The organism is Lacipirellula sp., from assembly GCF_965279485.1.
In the GTDB taxonomy this organism is placed as follows: domain Bacteria; phylum Planctomycetota; class Planctomycetia; order Pirellulales; family Lacipirellulaceae; genus Lacipirellula.
Map to the genome: position 1 here is coordinate 1,902,580 of NZ_CBDIIC010000002.1, position 18,692 is coordinate 1,921,271.

Genomic DNA, 18,692 nt, shown 5'->3' on the forward strand with positions numbered 1-18,692 from the left:
AATGCCTGAAACGATTACCGACTACGTTTGCACCGCCTGCGGGTGCCTCTGCGACGATCTGACGCTGACGGTCGAGGGCCGCCGCATCACCCGGGTCGAGCCCCCCTGCCCTGTCGCCGCTTCGTTCTTCCTGAAAGAGCGACCCGAACCGCCCGCCGCGGCGCTGATCGCCGGCCAGCCGGCAACGCTCGAGGCGGCGCTCGCCCGCGCCGCTGAGATTTTACAGGCAGCCGCGTCGCCGCTCATCTGCGGCCTCGAACGCGCGACCGTCGACGCTCAGCGTGCCGCCGTGGCGCTCGCCGACAAACTTGGCGCCACGCTCGACCCAACCGACGACGCGGGCCGCAGCCGCAATCATGCCGCGATCCAAACGCTCGGCGCCGTCACCGCCACGCTCGGCGAAGTCGCCGGTCGCAGCGACCTCATCGTCTACTGGAACTGCGATCCCGCCGCGACTCATCCCCGCCACATCGAACGAATCGCTCGCCATCCCTACACGACGCCCGGCGCGCACCCAACGCCGCGTCGCGTCGTGGTCGTCGCTGCGAGCCGCAACGCGACGAGCAAGCAAGCCGACGAGGCCCTCACGCTCCGCACGGGCGGCGACCTCGCAGCGCTCGCGGTCGTCCGTGCGATCCTCGCAGTGGCGCCGCTCGGCGACGAAGCGACAATCGAACGCCAAACCGGCGCTCCGCTCGCGCAATGGGCTTACCTATCGCAACGGTTGAAAGCGGCCAAGTACACGGCGATCTTTTACGATCCAACGCAACTCGCAGCAAGCGGCCGAGCGGAAGGTTGGCAGCCCGTCGGCAACGACGCGGCGAGCGAACCAGCTGGTCCGAGCAACACCGACGGCCCCGATGCCATCGTGCAATCGATCACCGAACTCGTCCGCGAGCATCACCGTCACTCGCGCGCGGTAGCCCTGCCGCTCGGCTCGCCCGGCAACGCCCCCGGCGCCGCGCAAGTCCTCACATGGCAAACCGGCTTTCCCTCGGCCGTAAACTTCGCCGCCGGCCACCCGCGACACCTGCCGGGCGAGGCCACTGCCGCCAGCATGCTCGAACGCGGCGAAACTGATGCGGCGATCATCATCGGCAGCAGCCCAAGCGATCACCTACCGCCTGCCGCGCGAACCACGCTCGGTAAGATCCCGATCATCCTGCTGACCAATGAGGCGAGCGACGCCACGCAGCAAGCCGCCGTCACGCTCTTCACGCCCACCTTCGGCATCGAAACGGCCGGCAACGTCTTCCGCTGCGATAACATCGCGCTGCCGCTAACGGCCGCGATCAGGCCCAAACTCCCCGCAGCCGAAGAACTGCTGCAGCGACTTCTCAACCTGCTGAACTAACCTCTGCGCCTCCGCGTCTCTGCGAGAAATCTGCTCGTTAGATGAATGCTCTCGCAGAGGCGCGGAGGCGTAGAGAGTGAGCAGCCAAGTCCACCTGATTCTTTCGTTCAATTCTTCTGCACTTCCCCAATCCATTCCACCACGCTCGCCTCCAGCACATCGAGCGGCACCGCCCCGCCGCTAAGCACCCGGTCGTGAAACGCCCGCACGTCGAACTTCTCACCCAGCTCCCGCTCCGCCCGCTCCCGCAGCTCGCGAATCTTCAACTCGCCCGTCTTGTACGCCAGCGCCTGTCCCGGCCAGCCGATGTAGCGGTCGATCTCCGCCTCCACATTATGGATTGGCTGAGCCGAATTCTCGGCCATGAACTTGATCGCCCGCTCCCGCGGCCAATCCATGTAGTGCATCCCCGTGTCGACGACTAGCCGGCACGCTCGCCACATCTCCATCGAGAGCCGCCCGAAGTTGCTGTAGGGATCTTCGTAGAATCCGCACTCCAGCCCCAGCCGCTCAGAGTAAAGCGCCCAACCTTCGATGAACGCCGTGCAATCGGAATAGCGGCGGAACTTCGGCAGCTCTTCCATTTCTTGTTGCAGCGCAATCTGCAAGTGATGCCCCGGCACCGCTTCGTGGAGCGCCAGCGCCTCAAGCCCGAACAACGGCCGCGCCTTCAAGTTGTAAGTGTTGAGATTGAAGAACCCTGCGCGCGTTCCATCCCCCGCCGGCGCGTTGTAGTAGGCGGAGCTCGTCCGCGGCGCCACGTAGTCGGGCACCGGCCGCAGCCCGTACGGCATCCGCGGCAACTTGCCGAACAACGTCGGCAGCTGTCCATCCATCTTCTTGAGAATGAATGACGCCCGCTCCATGAGCTCCTCCGGCGTCTTCGCGTAGAACTGCGGATCGTTCTGCAGATGCTCGACGAACGCCGCGTAGTCGCCCTCGAAGCCAACCTGCTCCTTAATCGCCTCCATCTCCGCGCGGATCCGCTTCACCTCCGCCAACCCGCGGGCATGAACCTCTTCAGGCGTCGTGTCGAGCGTCGTGAACCGCCGCACGCGATGGCGGTAAAAATCGCGGCCGCCAGGCAGCGCCGAGGCGCCAATCGAACCCCGCGCCGCCGGCACATACTCGTCCTGCATGAATTTTAAGAACCGCCGATACCCCGGCACGACTCCCTCGGCAATTGCCGCACGGGCCGCCGCCCGCAATCGCTCCTGCTCAGCTTCCGGTACGCCGGCGGGAAACTTCGTCAGCGGCTCGTACAGCAGACTCTTCTCAGGATCATCGACGATATGTGGCGTAATCGTCCCCTCGTACCCCAGCAGAACGACCTCGGGCTGCGTCACGTCCGCCGCGATCCCGGCGCGCAGCAACTCGATATGCCCCGTCGCGTAGTCGTCAAACGCCCGCAGCCGCGCGATGTAGTTCTCGTAGTCCTCGACCGTGTTCAGCGGCACGTCGCGGCGCAGTTCAGGGAACTCGATGTGAAACCCCGACCGGCAATCGATCGGCGTCAGATGGCTCTTGAACTCGAACTCCGCCGCATCGTCTCGCAGCTGCCGCGCGAGCATGTCATAGTTCACCTGCTCCGCCGCAGCGAGTTTCGTACGGTCGATCGACGCGAGCCGTTCAGCGAACTTTTTGCTCTGCTCATACCGCCGCTGACTGTCAGCCGGCGACACCTTCGCCAGCCGATCATTGAACCGCCGATCGCCAAGCGACGTGGCGAACGTCGGACTCTCGACGAGCCCGAACTCCCAAATCTCATCGAGTAGCGCCGTGAGCTGGGCACTCGGTGTAGCTTCTTCAGCGACAACCCATTGCGGCTGAGACAACAAGAACAGTCCCAAAAATACCACGAGCATTCTCAATCGCATCATTGCGTTGACCTTCATCACTGGTTGATTTCGACACCCCTCTGCGTCTCCGCGCCTCTGCGAGAAAATTTATTCAAGAACCCACCCTCTCGCGGAGGCGCGGAGACGCAGAGAGATATTACCAGACCCGACATTCTTTTTCCGGCGTTTCTCGCGAGTCACGCCACACGGTTCACTTCCACCGGATGCCCCAGGTCTTGCTCGATGACGCCATGATCCTGCAGCCAAATCGTCACGCACCAGCACACCAGCGCCCAAGACGTTCCCACCGCCCAGCCGGCCAGCACGTCGCTCGGCCAGTGGACGCCGAGATAAACGCGACTGACGCCGACGGCGCCGGTAACAAGAATCGCCACGCCAATGAGCAGCACCTTCAGCCGCCAGTGGGGCACGAACCGCGACGCCACCATCCCCAGCGTCAGGTACACGGCCGCCGCCATCGTCGAGTGCCCGCTCGGAAAGCTCGACGTGTAAACCACCGATCCATGCGGCACGAGATCAGGCCGCGGCCGATCGAACGATTGCTTGAGCACCGTCGCGAGCAAAATAGCGCCGACGCTCGCGATGCCGACGTACACCGCCGCCCGCCGCATCGACGCGAGCCAAAAAAACGCCACCGCCGTCGCGCTGATGAGCGATAACACCGCAACGCCGCCAAGCGCCGTCACGTCCCGGCCCACTTCTTCGACCCAGCGAGGTCCAATCGGATCGGCCAAGTTGTCGGGCTGCCGCATCGCCAACAAGATGCGCTCGTCGAGATCCCCCGTCGAACCGCGCACCACCGCTCGCGACAAGCTGAAAAACCCGACGGCCAACCCCGCCGAGATCGCCGCCAGCACCAGCGCCGACCAAGTCCACCGCCGATGCGCCGCCAACGACTCACTCGCCACGCTCTGCTTGTCGCTCTCAACCATTCGACGCTCCGCACTAATTCAGAAAATTTAACCGCTAAGGACGCCAAGAGCGCCAGGGAAATCCGAGAGCGGAGAGATTAACCACGAAACATACGAAAACGACGAAAGGAGAAGACAACCCTGCCAACGTTCCTCTGCGTCTCTGCGAGATATCCAAATCTTGAGTAAATACTCTCGCAGAGGCGCGGAGACGCAGAGAGGAATTAATGGGGATGATTCAGCAAGAATCTTTTTCGTCCCTTTCGTGTGTTTCGTGGTTCACGTATTTCCTCCCGCACTTCATCAGCGAGAACAACTAACGGGCGCACGATTTGCTTAATCACATGAAGCGTTCACTTCACCGCAACTCTCTTGCCATAGCCAAATTCAATCCGACTCATAGCGCGTCTCCGATTCACACCTCGCAGCGCTCGCATTAAAACTAAACTTATCGCCTCCGCGATCCCAGCCATCTCCCAGCCAGGAGCGTTCCGATGTCACTCAAATTTGTCTCCCCGCTGCGCGGCGTTGCTAATTCTGCAGCCGCGCTGGCCACTTTCTTATCACTCGGAGCCCTCGCCGCACAGCTTGCCTCCGTCGCCCAAGCTCAACTCCCGCCCGTCGACACGGCCGCGGTGATCAAGCAAACCGAAGCGGAGAAGCCGAAGTTTGCCGAACGCCAGCAACGGCTGCTCGAGTACCGCTATGACCTCGCCGATCGGCCCTCGCCCGACGTGAAGATGTCGCTTGGCAAGCCGATCCAAACGGGCGTGCGGGCCAAGCTTCCCGAAGGCCTTACTTGGGACAAACTCGCGAGCCTGACGCCCGAAGAAATCAAAGCCAAAACGCTTTGGCCGCCCGGATTCTACCCCCTGCCCCATCCGCATCACGAAACTGGCGGCATGGTCTTCACGAAGGTGCAGATCGACGAATTGAAGCGGCAAACGGGCCGCGATCTTACCCGCTTCGATCTCGACTACGACCTGCCACAGCACTTCCTCCCCGAATTCCCGGCGCCGATCTACCTCACGACGCGGCCCGACCTCGGCGACGTCTCGAAGGGGCAGCTCGTCACGCTCGCTAACTACTACGAGCTGTTCAAGGATTGCCTTAACCCCAAACAACTCGACGGCCTGCGGTTGCTCGTCACACCCTTCCCGCAGCAGCAATTCAACGCCACCGATGACCGCCGCAGTCTCCACCCGCACGAAGGGGTGAGCTGCTTCGACTGTCACGCCAACGGCCACACGAATTCGTCGACGCACACCGTTGGCGACATTCGCCCCAACGAACATCGCCACCGCATCGACACGCCGACGCTTCGCGGACTGAACATCCAACGACTGTTCGGTTCGCAACGTGCGATGAAGACGGTGGAAGATTTTACCGAGTTCGAACAGCGGGCCGCCTACTTCGACGGCGACATCGCGATGGCCGCGAAGAAGGGCGTCAACCCGCTCGAGCGCGGCAGCCAAGTGCAGTTCATGGCCGAGTTCCAAGAACTGCTCGACTTCCCGCCGGCCCCAAAGTTGAACTTGCTCGGCAAGCTCGATCCCGCGAAGGCGACCGAGAGTGAACTCCGCGGCCAAGAAATTTTCTTCGGCAAGGGCCAGTGCGCCACCTGCCACATCCCGCCATACTACACCGACAACCTGATGCACAATCTGCAGACGGAACGGTTCTTCAAAGAAGTGATGATCAACGGCCGCAAAGCATCCGCCGACGGCCCGATCAAAACCTTCCCGTTGCGGGGCATCAAGGACTCGCCGCCCTACCTCCACGACGACCGCCTGCTAACGCTCGAAGACACGGTCGAATACTTCAACCTGATCCTCGGCCTCAAGTTGAACCAGCAAGAAAAAACCGACCTCACCGCCTTCATGCGAGCCCTGTAGCCGCGGGTCAACGACCCGCCGGAGCGACACTTAGTAGAGCCTGCGATGCCCAGCGCATCGCAGGCTCTTTTTTTACTCCCTTTTTGAACCGCCAAGAGCGCCAAGGAAATACGGGAGCGAGGATATTAACCACGAAACACACGAAAAGGACGAAAGTAGAAAACGGTCTGCCATCGTCTCTCTGCGTCTCCGCGCCTCTGCGAGAAAACTCCCTCAAGACGAAGCCTCTCGCAGAGGCGCGGAGACGCAGAGGAGGATGGATAGAGCGGACTTAACAAGAACTCTTTTCGTTCCTTTCGTGTGTTTCGTGGCAAAAATGCATTTCCCCCTTGGCGCTCTTGGCGTCCTTGGCAGTTCAAATCTCCTCAAAAATCAGCTACGCTCACCCCATCGCCAGCAACTGACAACGGACCACTGACAACTGACGCCCGCCGCAATGCCCCTCACTAAAATCGCCAACGGCACGATCTACGACCCCGCCAATGGCGTCGACGGTGAAGTCGGCGATCTCTGGATCGAGGATGGCCGAATCATCGCCGCGCCGGCCAACCCCGCGCTCCGTGCGGCCAAGACGATTGACGCCACGGGCCTCGTCGTCATGCCGGGCGGCGTCGACATTCACTGCCACATCGCCGGCCCCGCCACAAACGCCGCGCGAATCATCACCCCCGACCAACGCCGCGGCGCTGGCAACGTCCTGCCGCGTACGGAATTCACCCGCAGCGGCACGCTCGGCTCGGTCCCCAGTACGTTCGCCACGGGCTACAAGTACGCTGGCCTCGGTTACACCACCGCGTTCGACGCCGCGATCGCCCCGCTCGGCTCGCGGCACGCCCACCTCGAGTTTGCCGACACGCCGTGCATCGACAAAGGTTGTTTCATCCTCATGGGGAACAACCAGTACGCCCTCGAAGCGATCGAAGCGAACGATCCCGAGCGGCTGCGGATGTTCATCGCCTGGCTCCTCGGCGCCACAAAGGGGTACGCCCCCAAGCTCGTGAACCCCGGCGGCGTCGAAGTTTGGAAGCAATCGTCGACCGCCCGCGGTCACGGACTCGACGATCCGATTCCGGGCTACGCGATCACCCCGCGAGCCGTCATCCGCGAGATCGTCGCCGCGGCCAACGACCTCGGCCTCCCTCACCCCTCGCACATCCACTGCAATCAGCTCGGCATGCCGGGCAACTGGCGCACGACGCTCGCGACGATGGAAGCGGTTGAAAGCCGCCGCGCCCACTTCGCTCACATCCAGTTCCACAGCTACGGCGGCGGCGAGGGTGACGAGTTCAGCATGTCGAGCCGCGTCCGCGACTTGGCCGACTATGTGAACGCCCATCCCAATCTCACCGTCGACGTTGGCCAGGTAATGTTCGGCGACGCAGTGGCGATGACCGGCGACGGCGCCGCGGGCTACTTCCTCCACAAGCTCTACGGCAACCGCTGGTTCAACTGCGACGTCGAAGTCGAAGCCGGCTGCGGAGTGACGCCGATCGAGTACCGCCGCAAGTCGGTCGTCCACGCGCTGCAATGGGCGATCGGCCTCGAATGGTATCTGCTCGTCGACAATCCGTGGCAAGTGATGATGAGCACCGACCACCCCAACGGCGGCTCGTTCCTCGCGTATCCGCAAATCATCCGCCTGCTGATGGACCGCGAGTTCCGCCGCGAAACGGTCGCTCGCTGCCCCGGCACCGTCCGCGAACGCTGCATCCTCGGCGACCTCGACCGCGAGTACACGCTGGGCGAAATCGCGATCATCACCCGCTCCGGCCCCGCGCGAGCGTTAGGCCTCAAGCAAAAAGGCCATCTCGGCCCCGGCGCCGACGCCGACGTGACGATTTACACGCCGAACGAGAACTACCAGGAGATGTTCGAGCTCCCTCGCATGGTGCTCAAAGCGGGCGAGACGATCGTCGACCAAGGCGAAATCCGCGCGACGCCTGCGGGGGTCGCGCTGCACAACGCTCCTGCGTTCGACGTCGAACGTCTACCGGAAGTTGAAAAGTGGTTCGAGAGCCACTACTCGCTACGCTTCAAGCATTACGCGCTCACGTAGGTTGGGCTTTCAGTCCGACAGCGCCACCAGCCAGACAGCGCCACGCAGCAGTTCGCCGCCACCATTCGCAGTGGTCGGCCATCGTTCGACAGGCCCGTCAGGCTGAATGCCTAGCCCACGAAAACCGGCAGGCGCGATTAATTTCTCCCCGGCGCGAATCCGCGCCCCCAGCCCCGCCGAACTCTTCAACGCAGGGCCCTGTTTCGTCGTAGGCGAGCCGCCGACCGCGGCGTTCGCAACTTTCCGACCGCAATCACCGTTATGGACTTTACCATGAAACTTGGCATCAACATGCTAGCGCTCGCGTTCTGCGCCAGCGCTGCGTACCAAGCCGCAGCTGCCGAATGCGCGAGCAACCGCGTCGCTCAAATCTCGAAGTCGTTCGTCGCCACCGAGGCCGAGAAGCCGAAGACGATCGTCGAAACAGCCGCTGGCATCGAAGATTTCAGTACGCTCGTCGCTGCCGTAAAAGCGGGCGACCTCGTGAAAACCCTTTCAGGCAAGGGGCCGTTCACGGTCTTCGCTCCCACGAACGAAGCGTTTGCCAAGCTCCCGAAGGGGACGGTCGAAGAGCTGCTCAAGCCAGAAAACAAGAAGAAGCTGATCGCCATCCTCACGTACCATGTCGTCCCCGGCAAAGTGCTAGCCGCAGACGTGGTGAAGATTAAGGAAGCCAAAACAGCTCAGGGGGGTAAGGTCGCAGTCACCGTCAAAGATGATGAAGTGATGATCAACGACGCCAAAGTCGTGAAGACTGACGTCGAATGCTCCAACGGCGTGATCCACGTCATTGACTCGGTCCTCATGCCGAAATAGATTGCGCAGCGGCCGTTGCGGGGCGAGAGACTATTTCGCTCGCTCCGCAATTGGGCCGCCAGTCCGTTCCAGAGAAAGCCGTTGGCCGCGTCCGAAAATAGCGTGATGACTCGTATCGCCGCCGGAGACCCGGCCGCGATGGGCGAATGCCTCGACCGCTACGGCGGGCTGGTTTGGTCGCTCGCGCGCCGCTTCTCGCCGACCAACGCCGACGCGGAAGACGCCGTTCAGGAAGTCTTCATCGAGGTCTGGCGTCATGCCGAGCGCTACGACAAGTCGATCGCGTCGGAACCGACGTTCATCGCGATGATTGCTCGTCGCCGACTCATCGATCGGCAACGCCGCCGCGATGCTCAGCCGCGCACTAGCGCCTGGGATGAAAGCGTCCTCCCCGAGGAGAACCGCGATCCCGCTGAATGGTTGCAAGTCTGCGACGATGCGCAGCTGGCGCGTGAGAAGATGTCGGAGCTCTCCGATGAACAACAGCGAGTGCTGACGCTCGCGCTTGAGGGAGGTTGCTCGCAATCCGAAATCGCCGAGCGACTGCAACTTCCGCTCGGCACCGTCAAAACGCACGCACGACGCGGGCTCATGAAACTGCGCGAATTGCTGACCGCCAGCGCCGGTAAGCTTACCGGGAAAGGAGGCGTAGCATGAGCGACGCACCTTCCTCTCCACGCCGCCGCCAGGAACTGCTCGCCGATCGAGCCATCTTCGGCCTGACGCCGGAAGAATCGCACGAGCTCTCGATGCTGGGCGGTCACAACATGCCGGGCGACGAGTTGGCGATCACCGCCGCGGCGCTCGACCTCGGGTTGCATGGCGATGCGATGGCCCACGAAGCGCTGCCTCCCGGCCTACGGCAGGCGACGCTCGACGCGGTGCGAACAACGGCCGAAGAAGACCGCAAGTTGGCCCCGCCCGTGTCGCCAGGCTCGCTGGAACGCCGCACCGCGTCCGAAACGACACGCCGCGATTGGCTCGGCTGGGCCGTCGCCGCGGCGGCGATTGCCGTGGCCGCGTTCTCGTTCACTCGTCAGCCTAGTTTGAGCGAGTCGTCGCCGATCGAGTGGCGCGCTGAACTGCTCCGCGAAGCGAAGCTTGATCCGACGAGCGTCGTGAACGTTGTCTGGACGAAGGGCGAAGATCCAACGTCGAAAAACGCGAGCGGTCAAGTGCTATGGTCCGACCGACTGCAGCGCGGCGTGATGGAGTTCGCCGGGCTCGAGCCAAACGACCCCAAGCAGAACCAGTACCAGCTCTGGATCTTCGACGCCGATCGCCCCGAAGCGACGCCGGTCGACGGCGGCGTGTTCGATATTCCCGCCGGCAAGAAAGAAGTGCTGATTCCAGTCGACGCTCGGCTGCCGATCAAGCAGGCGACTCTCTTCGCCATCACAGTGGAGAAGCCAGGAGGCGTCGTCGTCTCCGACCGCAAACGGCTACCGCTATTGGCGCCCGTGCCGAAGCTCAAGGATGAGGCGGTGAAGGCAGACGAAGCCAAGTAATGGCGTGACCTCGTTCAAATCATCGAAACAGCCCCAACGCCGCTTGATACTCTTCCGGCGTGTTGCAGTTAACTAGCGACCGCAACTCCGCATCAACGCTGCGAAGCTGCTCAAGCGGCAACGATTTAAGCCTAAACGTTGACGACCGCAACGCCCGCTGCAGCGATGAGTCCCCCTCTTCGAGCGCGGCTTGCAACGCCGCCACGCAGCTCGGCCGGTAGACGGCCGTCAGTGGATAGAGCCGTTCGCCATCGCTGGGAACTGCAGCATCAATTCTGGGCTCCAACGCCGCAAACAGCGCTTCGACAAACGCCAACTCCAGCAACGGTGCGTCGCATGCCGTGACGAACACTGCGGAGACATTCGTTGGCAGCGACTTGAGTCCGTCAACCAGCGCCGGCAGCGGCCCTCGGTCGGCGTCCCTGTCGCGAACGACCATGGCTGCCCACGGCAACGGCGGCAGCGCCTGATCAGCGCCAGCTGCCACGACGATCTGCTCCCGCGGAACGGCCTCGCCTACGATGCGAATGACGCGGGCGAGCATCGTCTCGGTGCCGAACGGCAGCGACGCCTTATCGCGCCCCATCCGCCGGCTGCCGCCGCCGCACAGAATGAGGGCGCCGCGCGTCGCTCGGTTTGTTTCGTCGGAATCGCTCACCCGCGCCACCCGTCGCCAGAGTCGGTACACTAGAGCGACGCCCGATCGAGTCGCTCCTCCATCGCCATTGTGTGCCATGACGCTCTGTTTGACCAACCTCACCGACGATCAAATCCCGATCGAGTGCGCCGGCCTCGCGCCCGCGGCGTTTGCAGGACAATCGCGCGACGCCCTGCTCCGCCACTCCTTACTCCACGGCAATCGAAAGCTTCCGCTCGGCGAGCTCTTCCGCGTCGAGGGCGATCCCGCTGGCGACCACTGGACCTTCGCGGGCGAGTGCCGAAATTTGCACGGCCTCGGAACTGGCCTGACGGCCGGCACGCTCACCGTTGAAGGATCGGTCGGCCCGCGCGCCGGGCAGGAGATGCAACGCGGCCGACTCGAAATCCGCGGCGACGCCGGCGATTGGCTCGGCGCCGAAATGCGCGGCGGGCTCATCCGCGTTCGCGGCAACGCCGGCTCCCACGTCAGCGCCGCAACCGCCGGGGCCAAGCGGGGCATGAGCGGCGGCACGATTCTTATCGACGGCAACGTCGGCAGCGAAGCTGGCCTCCGCATGCGGCGCGGACTCCTCGCCATCGCTGGCTCGGCTGGCGCCAACCTTGGCTACCAAATGCTCGCCGGCACGATCCTCGTCTTCGGCCGTTGCGACGGCGCCCCCGGCACGGCGATGCGGCGCGGCACGATTGGCATTTTCGGAAGCCCCCGCCCCGCGCCGCTGCCGACGTTCAAATCGGGCTACCGCGGGCCGCTGCCAATGCTGCGATTGCTCGAATCGCAACTCGCCGCGGAATCGTTCGCCGTCGATCGTCTGCCGCAACTCGCCGCCGCGGTCGAACTCTTCCACGGCGACTTCCTCCACAGCGGCCGCGGCGAATTGCTGCTGAGCTGATCGAATGAGGAACCGACTCGCCCTAGACATCCCCAACCGCGGCAGACATCATTCAGCGATGATCACGATCGACTCTTCTCTCTCGCCAGCAAAGCTCCTCCCGCAGACCGAACGCCTCTGGCAAGTGGCCGCGCCGAAGATCCGCCGCATCGCCGAACGCTTCCCGCACGCAGCGCCGTCGCCCGTCATCACGAAGGCAGGCCGTTACGAACCGCAAGGCTGGACCGAATGGACCCGCGGCTTTCAATATGGCTCGGCGCTACTCGCGTTCGACGCCACGGGCGATGAATCGCTGCTCGCCATCGGCCGCGACGGCACCCGCCGCGATATGGCTTCGCACGTCACCCACTTCGGCGTCCACGACCACGGGTTTAATAACGTCAGCACCTACGGCAACATGCGGCGCCTTATTTTGGAGGGCCAGCTGCCGGGCGACGCGAATCAGCTGGAATATTACGACCTCGCACTGAAGGCGTCAGCCGCCGTGCAGGCGTCGCGGTGGAGCCGAATCGAAAACGGCGGCGGCCACATCTATTCGTTCAACGGCCCCCATTCGTTGTTCAGCGACACGATGCGTTCGCTCCGCGTGCTGGCCATCGGGCATCTCGTCGGCGCCCAAGCCCTTGGCGAGAACGACGCGCCGATCAACATGCTCGATCGGCTCGTGAAGCACGCCCAAGCAAACGCGACCTACAACATTTATTTCGGCGATGGTCGCGACGCCTACGACATCCGCGGCCGCGTCGTTCACGAGAGCATCTTCAACGTCAACGACGGCCGCTACCGTTGCCCGAGCACGCAACAAGGCTACTCGCCGTTTACCACCTGGACCCGCGGTCTGGCATGGGTGATGCTCGGCTACGCCGAACAGCTCGAATTTCTCGACGTGCTCAGCGACGCCGACCTCGCACCGCACGGCGGCCGCGTAGCGATAGAAGCGATGATGCTTGACGCCGCGCGGGCGACGTGCGACTTTTTCATCGAGCAGACCCCAACCGACGGCGTCGCGTACTGGGATACCGGCGCCCCTGGGCTCGTTGAACTCGGCAGTTATCTCGATCACCCAGCCGATCCGTTCAACGCCTACGAACCGGTCGATAGCTCCGCATCCGCCATCGCCTGCCAGGGCCTGCTCCGCTTGGGCCGCCGGTTGCAGCAAGCGGGCGAGGGCGACGCTGGCGATCGCTACTGGTCGGCTGGCCTCACCACGCTGCGGTCACTCCTCCAAGAGCCCTACCTCGCCACCGATCCGCAACACGACGGCCTGCTCCTCCACACAATCTACCACCGCCCCCGCAACTGGGACTACACGCCCCCTGACTCCCGCGTGCCGCACGGCGAAGCCTGCATGTGGGGCGATTATCATTTATTGGAAGCGGCGCTTTACGTATCACGTTTGGCCCAGGCTCAACCGTACTATGCGTTCCATCTTCCTCTAAATGCCAACTGACTTTCAGCACAGGCTTAGCGACACGCCGAAGACGCCAGTCGCACGCCCTTCTTCTTTGCGTTCCCTTTGCGTCTTAGCGTCTTAGCGTCTTAGCGTCTTTGCGAGAAACAACAGAATTCGAAAACAATGACGACCTCGCACAATAGGACAGCGTTCGTCACCGGGGGCAGTCGCGGCATCGGCTTCGGCATTGCCCAGTCGCTCGCCGCCGAAGGGTGGCGACTCGCGATCAACGGCATGCGCCCCGAAAGCGACGTGCAAGAACCGCTCGCGCTGCTCCGCAAATCATCGCCCGAAGTGATCTACGTCCGCGGCGACGTGTCCAGTAGCGCCGATCGCACCGCGTGCCTTCAGCAAATTCGCTCGGCATTTGGCCAACTCCATCTGCTCGTGAACAACGCCCGCATCGCCCCTCGTGCAGACGCCGACCTCCTCGCAGCGACGGAGGAGTCGTTGAGTGAAATGATCGACGCCAACCTAAAAGGCCCATACTTTCTGACGCAGGCCGTGGCGAAGTGGATGGTCGAGCAACGCCAAGCCGACGCGACGTTCCGCGGCGCCATCGTCAACATCTCCCCAAGTTCCGCCGACCTCGCACCGGTGAACCGCGGCGACGACTCAATGGCCCGCGCAGGGATCGGCATGGCGACCAAGCTGTGGGCTGTCCGGCTCGCCGAGTTTGGCATTCATGTTTACGAAATTCGGCCTGGAATGATCGCGACCGACATAACGGCTGACTCCCAAGAAAAATTTGATCGCCTGATCGCCGACGGCCTGACGCTCGAACCGCGGCAGGGGGAACCGCAAGATGTCGGCCTCGCCGTCGCCGCTCTCGCGCGAGGCGAATTCAGCTACGCGACGGGGCAAGTCATCCACATCGATGGCGGCATGACGATCGGCCGGCTCTAGCTGCCTCGAGAATTTATTTGTGGGTGCCACTGGCATCTTGCCAGTGAGAAGTGCCAAGCGAGTACCCACGTCTGCACTGGCAAGATGCCAGTGGCACCCAATTATTATGCACTGATCGGAGCAACTCGTGGCTGATCGACTTACTACACTTCAAAAACTCATCGACACCGGCGTCATCGCCGTCATCCGCGCCGACTCGGGCGATCAACTGGTGAACGTCTGCCGCGCGCTCTCCGCTGGCGGCGTCCAGGCGTGCGAAATTACGATGACAACCCCCGGAGCGCTCGACGCCATCGCCCAAGCGAGCCGCGAACTTGGCAAGTCGGCCCTCATCGGCGCCGGCTCGGTGCTCGACGCCGAGACCGCCCGCGCAGCAATCCTCGCCGGCGCCCGCTTCATCTTCTCGCCGATCTTGAACCTAGACGTCATCGCGATGGCCCACCGCTACGATTGCGTCGCCGTCCCCGGCGCCATGACGCCGACCGAAATCGCCACCGCCTGGACCGCCGGCGCCGACGTCGTGAAAGTCTTTCCCGCCAACCACTTCGGCCCCCAATATCTCCGCGACATCCACGGCCCGCTCCCCCAGGTAAAACTCACCCCCACCGGCGGCGTCGACCTCAACACCGCCGCCGACTGGATCAAGGCAGGCGCCGTCGCAATCGGCGTCGGCTCATCGCTGGTAAAGAAAGAGCTCATCAACGCCGCCAACTGGGACGGCCTGTCATCGCTTGCGAAGCAGTACGTCGACATCGTTGCCGCCGCCCGTCGCGGCTAGTCCGCAACACTGCAGGCTCACGCCGCGCGGCGTGGTCCGCGCGACGGCTCTGACTCCTCGCGTCTAAACTGCAGAATCCGCTCCCGATATTCGCGCGCATCACACAACCGACACGGCGCGTAGACCAGGCCCCCGCAGTCGGGGCAACGCACGGGAATCGTCCGCGCGCGAATCCCTGGCATCTTACGCTCTTCCGGATCCTGGCCATGATTGCCGCGGCGGTGGTGCGCCATGTCGGCCACCGTCCCGCGACTCACCCCGACTTTGCGGGCGATCGCGCGGTGGGACATTCCTCCCGCATCAAGCAGGCGGCGGACTTCCAAAATCAGCACGGTAGGCAGCATGAGTTCGACCTTTCTTCGAGGGACGTACGACTAAAGGAAAGACGACGGACGGCTCGCTCTGCCCACTCGCGCCGCTACGCCGCCTCCTGGTCGGTCCAGAAGTCGCGCTCGTCCGGGAGCGTCTCGTAGTCGTCGTCGGGCAAGAGCGCCTCCCAGTACTCGTCGTCGAACTCCAACAGCGTCTCGTCGTCGACCTCGTCGAAAGTCGGATGGAGTAACGACTCCATCTGCTCGTCGTCAAAATTCGCCCCGTCATCGAAGGGGAAAATCGCATCATCGTCGGCGGAAAAATCGGGGCGTGGCATGGTTCGGCTCCAGGAAAAACAGGTTTGAAAAGGTCTTCAAAGCGAGCGCCAGCAGCGCTGCGTCGCTGAGCAAAAACCTAACAAACCGCGCGGCCGAAAACTATACACTTGTTCACTATTCCTGTGGGTTTTTTGTACCCCTCTAAATGGCCGATTTTTCGCCCTCTGTTGTCGAAAAAGTGAGCGCGCATGGCCGCGGAATTAGCCGCTCTGCGCAGTAAAGAAATCGCGTCTCGCGATCGCGAATGATGCGCTGCCGAGATCGTCGCAACGCTTCCCCTAGCCCGGGCTCCGCCCGGGGGTCGGCCACCATTCCGGTGGGCTCCGTCGTTCGTAACGTTACGCCACCCTAGGGCGGAGCCCGGGGCTAGGAATACAACGGCAACCAATTGAGATAGAGCGACCTACTGCCCTAACTCATCGAGCGACTCGCGCAGCATGTCGTACATGCGGGCATCGGTCCGCCGCAGTTCGTCGCGCATGGCGCCGTTCAATTCATTCGCCGCGGCGAGCGCTTCGTCGTCGCGACCAAGCTGTTGATTGACGACGCACAGCCCCGCGTAGACGAATGGCCGCAGCGAAGAATTCGGCGACTGCGCCTCGCTGGTCTGCGACAGCGATTGCAACACCGGCAGCGCGTCGCGATAGTCGGGCGACTGCGAGTAAAAGAGGTAATATCGCACGAGCCCCACGTCGGCCAAATCGTAGATATATTGATCCTGACCGGGGAAATAGCGCCGCACGGCCCGCCACGCCTCTTCGCTCGGCGCGATGTTCGCTTGGAACAGCTGCGCCCACGCCGAATCGCGCCGCTCGACGTTCGCCACTCGCCGGCCGTCGAGATAACCGCGTGAGCGGAACAGAAACGCGCCTAAGAGCCCCAATGCCACGGCGCCAAACAGTACCAGCAGTGCGCGACTCGGCCGCCAACGCCGCGGCTCCAGGTTCGCGCTCTCCTTCATCAACCGCCCCAACTCCGCGGCCGCGCGACTGCGTGAATCGGCCGAAGCAATGAGATCGGCCAGCGGCCAATCTTCGAGCCCTTCGCCCCAGCCTTGCGCCGCAGCCTCACCCGCGAGTTTCCGCAAATCGGCCAGCAGTTCCGCCGCATTTTGGTGTCGCTGCTCGGGCCGCTTGGCAATCATGCGGTGAATGATTCGCGCCAGCCCGCTTGGCACATCGGCCCGCACGTTCTCGATCGCCCGCGGCGAAGAATTAAGATGCTGCAGCGCGATCGCGAGCGCCGTCTCGCCGTTATACGGCGGCGTCCCGGCAAGCAAGTGGTAACTTGTAATCCCCAACGAGTAAACGTCGCTCCGCGCGTCGACCGCCCGCCCCTCAATCTGCTCGGGGCTCATGTATAGCGGCGTCCCCATCGCGACGCCGACTTGCGTGAGCGTCTTCGCGTCGGTGCTCTCCATCCGCGCGAGGCCGAAGTCGGCGACTTTCACCTCGCCGGAATTGCCGAGCAGAATGTTTTCCGGCTTCAGATCGCGATGCACGATCCCCGCCTCGGCCGCTTTGCACAGCGCCGCGGTCACCTGCCGTAGCACGTCGAGCACGAGTCGCGGGTTGAGCGCTGCGTCTCGCTTGAGCACCTCGCCCAAGTTCCTGCCGCGCACATACTCCTGGGCGATGAAGTGCACGCCGCCCACATGCCCGACTTCAAAGATTTGCACAATGTTCGCATGCACGAGCGCCGCCGCCGCGCGGGCTTCGTACTGAAACCGCGCGACGTAACTCGCATCGCGGGCCAGCACCGGCTGCAGCACTTTGAACGCCACTTGCCGCCCCAGCGAGCGTTGCTCGGCCAGGTACACTTCCGCCATACCGCCGGCGCCCAGCCGCCGCAAGATTCGATAGTCGCCGATCTCGCGATCCGTCAAATCAGCGCTGGCCTGGGGATCGTTGCTCATGCGAAAGGGCTAGTGAGGTGCAGGAGACGTCCAGAGCATGACGGCCGCCGTCGCTGCGGCGGGTAAGTTGACGCTTCAGCTTTTGGCGGCCCGCCCAATCGCAGGGCCGGTAGGTATTGTGCCGCTATGGATACGCTGCTCGGGCCCCGATTGATCGCATCAATCTTCGGCAAACTGCGGCAAGGCGCTCAGCACGCGGCTGGTCGCTTCCGACTTGTTCAGCACGTAGAAGTGAATCCCCGGGATGTCGCCCTCCAACAGCCCGAGCGCCTGTTCAATCGCAAAGTCGACGCCGGCCGAGAACTGCCCCGCCGGATCGTCGGCATGCTGTTCGAGCGCCGCCACAAACCGCTGCGGCAGCTTGGCGCCGCACAGCGAGGCGATCCGCTGGATTTGGGCGAGGTTCGTCACCGGTAGCAGCCCCGGGACGATCGGAATCTCGATCCCCAAATTGCGGCACGCATCGCGGAAGCGGAAGTAATCGTCGTTGTTGTAAAAGAGCTGCGTGATGATCACGTCGGCGCCGGCGTCGACCTTCCGCTTGAGATTTTCCAAGTCAACCGCCAAGCTTGCCGCTTCCTGATGCTTCTCGGGGTAGCCCCCCACGGCGATCCCCATCTGCGGATAGTCGCGTCGGATGAAGCCGACGAGTTCATTCGCGTAGGAGAAGCCACCTGCGGTCGCGGTGAACGTGGTTTCGCCCTTCGGCGGGTCGCCGCGCAGCGCGACGACATTCTCGACGCCCCGTTCCAGCGCCCGCGCAAGGTACGCCCCAATCTCTGGCTCGGTCAGCCCAACGCAGGTGAGGTGGGTCGCCACCGGCAGCCCGTATTTGTCCCGCACCCCGGAAATGACGTCGAGCGTGCGGTCTTGAGTCGAGCCCCCTGCCCCGTAGGTGCAGGTGATGTAGCTCGGTTCGAACTTCACCAGTTCGTCGACGTGTTGGAACAGGCTCGTCATCCCCTCGGCCGTCTTGGGAGGGAAGAGCTCGAACGAGAGCCCAAAGCGATTCGAACCGTAAGCGTCACGAAGTGTCATAGG

General features: G+C 63.2%; 17 protein-coding genes. 10 read left to right on the plus strand and 7 right to left on the minus strand.

The genetic code is table 11. The features are described 5' to 3' along the window. Position 1 precedes the first annotated feature (1 nt). Positions 2-1,354: a hypothetical protein gene (locus ACQY7R_RS15270; protein WP_428306448.1), complete on the plus strand. Its 1,353-nt coding sequence runs from the start codon at positions 2-4 to the stop codon at positions 1,352-1,354. 107 nt (positions 1,355-1,461) lie between these two features. Here the strand turns inward: ACQY7R_RS15270 and ACQY7R_RS15275 are convergent, their stop codons facing one another. Both ACQY7R_RS15275 and ACQY7R_RS15280 read right to left on the minus strand, forming a co-directional pair. Next, positions 1,462-3,234 carry a DUF885 domain-containing protein gene (locus ACQY7R_RS15275; RefSeq protein ID WP_428306449.1) on the minus strand — a complete coding sequence of 591 codons (1,773 nt, stop codon included), beginning with the start codon at positions 3,232-3,234 and terminating at the stop codon, positions 1,462-1,464. A gap of 155 nt (positions 3,235-3,389) precedes the next feature. Further along, positions 3,390-4,145, minus strand: coding sequence for a phosphatase PAP2 family protein (locus tag ACQY7R_RS15280; RefSeq protein ID WP_428306450.1), 756 nt, complete (start codon positions 4,143-4,145; stop codon positions 3,390-3,392). A gap of 473 nt (positions 4,146-4,618) precedes the next feature. Here ACQY7R_RS15280 and ACQY7R_RS15285 point away from each other — a divergent pair, with 473 nt between their 5' ends. The 5 genes from ACQY7R_RS15285 (at position 4,619) to ACQY7R_RS15305 (ending at position 10,399) form a co-directional block, all read left to right on the plus strand. Further along, positions 4,619-6,019 carry a cytochrome B6 gene (locus ACQY7R_RS15285; RefSeq protein WP_428306451.1) on the plus strand — a complete coding sequence of 467 codons (1,401 nt, stop codon included), beginning with the start codon at positions 4,619-4,621 and terminating at the stop codon, positions 6,017-6,019. 436 nt (positions 6,020-6,455) lie between these two features. After that, complete coding sequence (locus ACQY7R_RS15290; protein WP_428306452.1) at positions 6,456-8,075, plus strand: formylmethanofuran dehydrogenase subunit A; 1,620 nt, start codon at positions 6,456-6,458, stop codon at positions 8,073-8,075. Between the two features lie 273 nt (positions 8,076-8,348). Further along, the gene (locus tag ACQY7R_RS15295) at positions 8,349-8,891 is read left to right on the plus strand and encodes a fasciclin domain-containing protein (protein WP_428306453.1); all 543 of its coding nucleotides are present in this window, start codon (positions 8,349-8,351) and stop codon (positions 8,889-8,891) included. Between the two features lie 105 nt (positions 8,892-8,996). Further along, positions 8,997-9,548, plus strand: coding sequence for a sigma-70 family RNA polymerase sigma factor (locus tag ACQY7R_RS15300; protein ID WP_428306454.1), 552 nt, complete (start codon positions 8,997-8,999; stop codon positions 9,546-9,548). Next, positions 9,545-10,399 (plus strand): anti-sigma factor domain-containing protein, encoded by an 855-nt coding sequence (locus ACQY7R_RS15305; protein ID WP_428306455.1) that lies wholly within the window; start codon positions 9,545-9,547, stop codon positions 10,397-10,399. The genes ACQY7R_RS15300 and ACQY7R_RS15305 overlap by 4 nt, the downstream gene beginning before the upstream one ends. A 19-nt stretch (positions 10,400-10,418) precedes the next feature. On the opposite strand, the gene mobA is transcribed toward ACQY7R_RS15305, so the two are convergent. Beyond that, a complete protein-coding gene (gene mobA, locus ACQY7R_RS15310) occupies positions 10,419-11,135 on the minus strand; it encodes a molybdenum cofactor guanylyltransferase (RefSeq protein WP_428306456.1) in 717 nt (238 codons plus the stop codon). Between mobA and ACQY7R_RS15315 the strand changes: the two genes are divergently transcribed. The 4 genes from ACQY7R_RS15315 to ACQY7R_RS15330 all read left to right on the plus strand — a co-directional run bounded on the left by ACQY7R_RS15315 (position 11,134) and on the right by ACQY7R_RS15330 (position 15,086). Beyond that, the gene (locus ACQY7R_RS15315; RefSeq protein WP_428306457.1) at positions 11,134-11,949 is read left to right on the plus strand and encodes a formylmethanofuran dehydrogenase subunit C; all 816 of its coding nucleotides are present in this window, start codon (positions 11,134-11,136) and stop codon (positions 11,947-11,949) included. The genes mobA and ACQY7R_RS15315 overlap by 2 nt on opposite strands. Before the next feature lie 4 nt (positions 11,950-11,953). Then, positions 11,954-13,399 carry a glycosyl hydrolase gene (locus ACQY7R_RS15320; protein WP_428306458.1) on the plus strand — a complete coding sequence of 482 codons (1,446 nt, stop codon included), beginning with the start codon at positions 11,954-11,956 and terminating at the stop codon, positions 13,397-13,399. A 126-nt stretch (positions 13,400-13,525) separates the two neighbouring features. Then, on the plus strand, positions 13,526-14,308 hold the full coding sequence (locus ACQY7R_RS15325) for a 3-ketoacyl-ACP reductase (protein WP_428306459.1): 783 nt from the start codon (positions 13,526-13,528) through the stop codon (positions 14,306-14,308). Between the two features lie 127 nt (positions 14,309-14,435). After that, entirely contained in the window at positions 14,436-15,086 is a 651-nt protein-coding gene (locus ACQY7R_RS15330; RefSeq protein WP_428306460.1) for a bifunctional 4-hydroxy-2-oxoglutarate aldolase/2-dehydro-3-deoxy-phosphogluconate aldolase, read from the plus strand. Positions 15,087-15,103: 17 nt separating this feature from the next. Here the strand turns inward: ACQY7R_RS15330 and ACQY7R_RS15335 are convergent, their stop codons facing one another. From ACQY7R_RS15335 to metF, 4 genes are all read right to left on the minus strand, one after another. Further along, positions 15,104-15,430, minus strand: a complete 327-nt coding sequence (locus tag ACQY7R_RS15335; protein ID WP_428306461.1) for a helix-turn-helix domain-containing protein — start codon at positions 15,428-15,430, stop codon at positions 15,104-15,106. A gap of 74 nt (positions 15,431-15,504) precedes the next feature. After that, positions 15,505-15,735: a hypothetical protein gene (locus ACQY7R_RS15340; protein WP_428306462.1), complete on the minus strand. Its 231-nt coding sequence runs from the start codon at positions 15,733-15,735 to the stop codon at positions 15,505-15,507. Between the two features lie 404 nt (positions 15,736-16,139). Continuing rightward, the gene (locus tag ACQY7R_RS15345) at positions 16,140-17,651 is read right to left on the minus strand and encodes a protein kinase domain-containing protein (RefSeq protein ID WP_428306463.1); all 1,512 of its coding nucleotides are present in this window, start codon (positions 17,649-17,651) and stop codon (positions 16,140-16,142) included. Between the two features lie 159 nt (positions 17,652-17,810). Continuing rightward, positions 17,811-18,689 (minus strand): methylenetetrahydrofolate reductase [NAD(P)H], encoded by an 879-nt coding sequence (gene metF / locus ACQY7R_RS15350; protein WP_428306464.1) that lies wholly within the window; start codon positions 18,687-18,689, stop codon positions 17,811-17,813. Between the last annotated feature and the right edge of the window lie 3 nt (positions 18,690-18,692).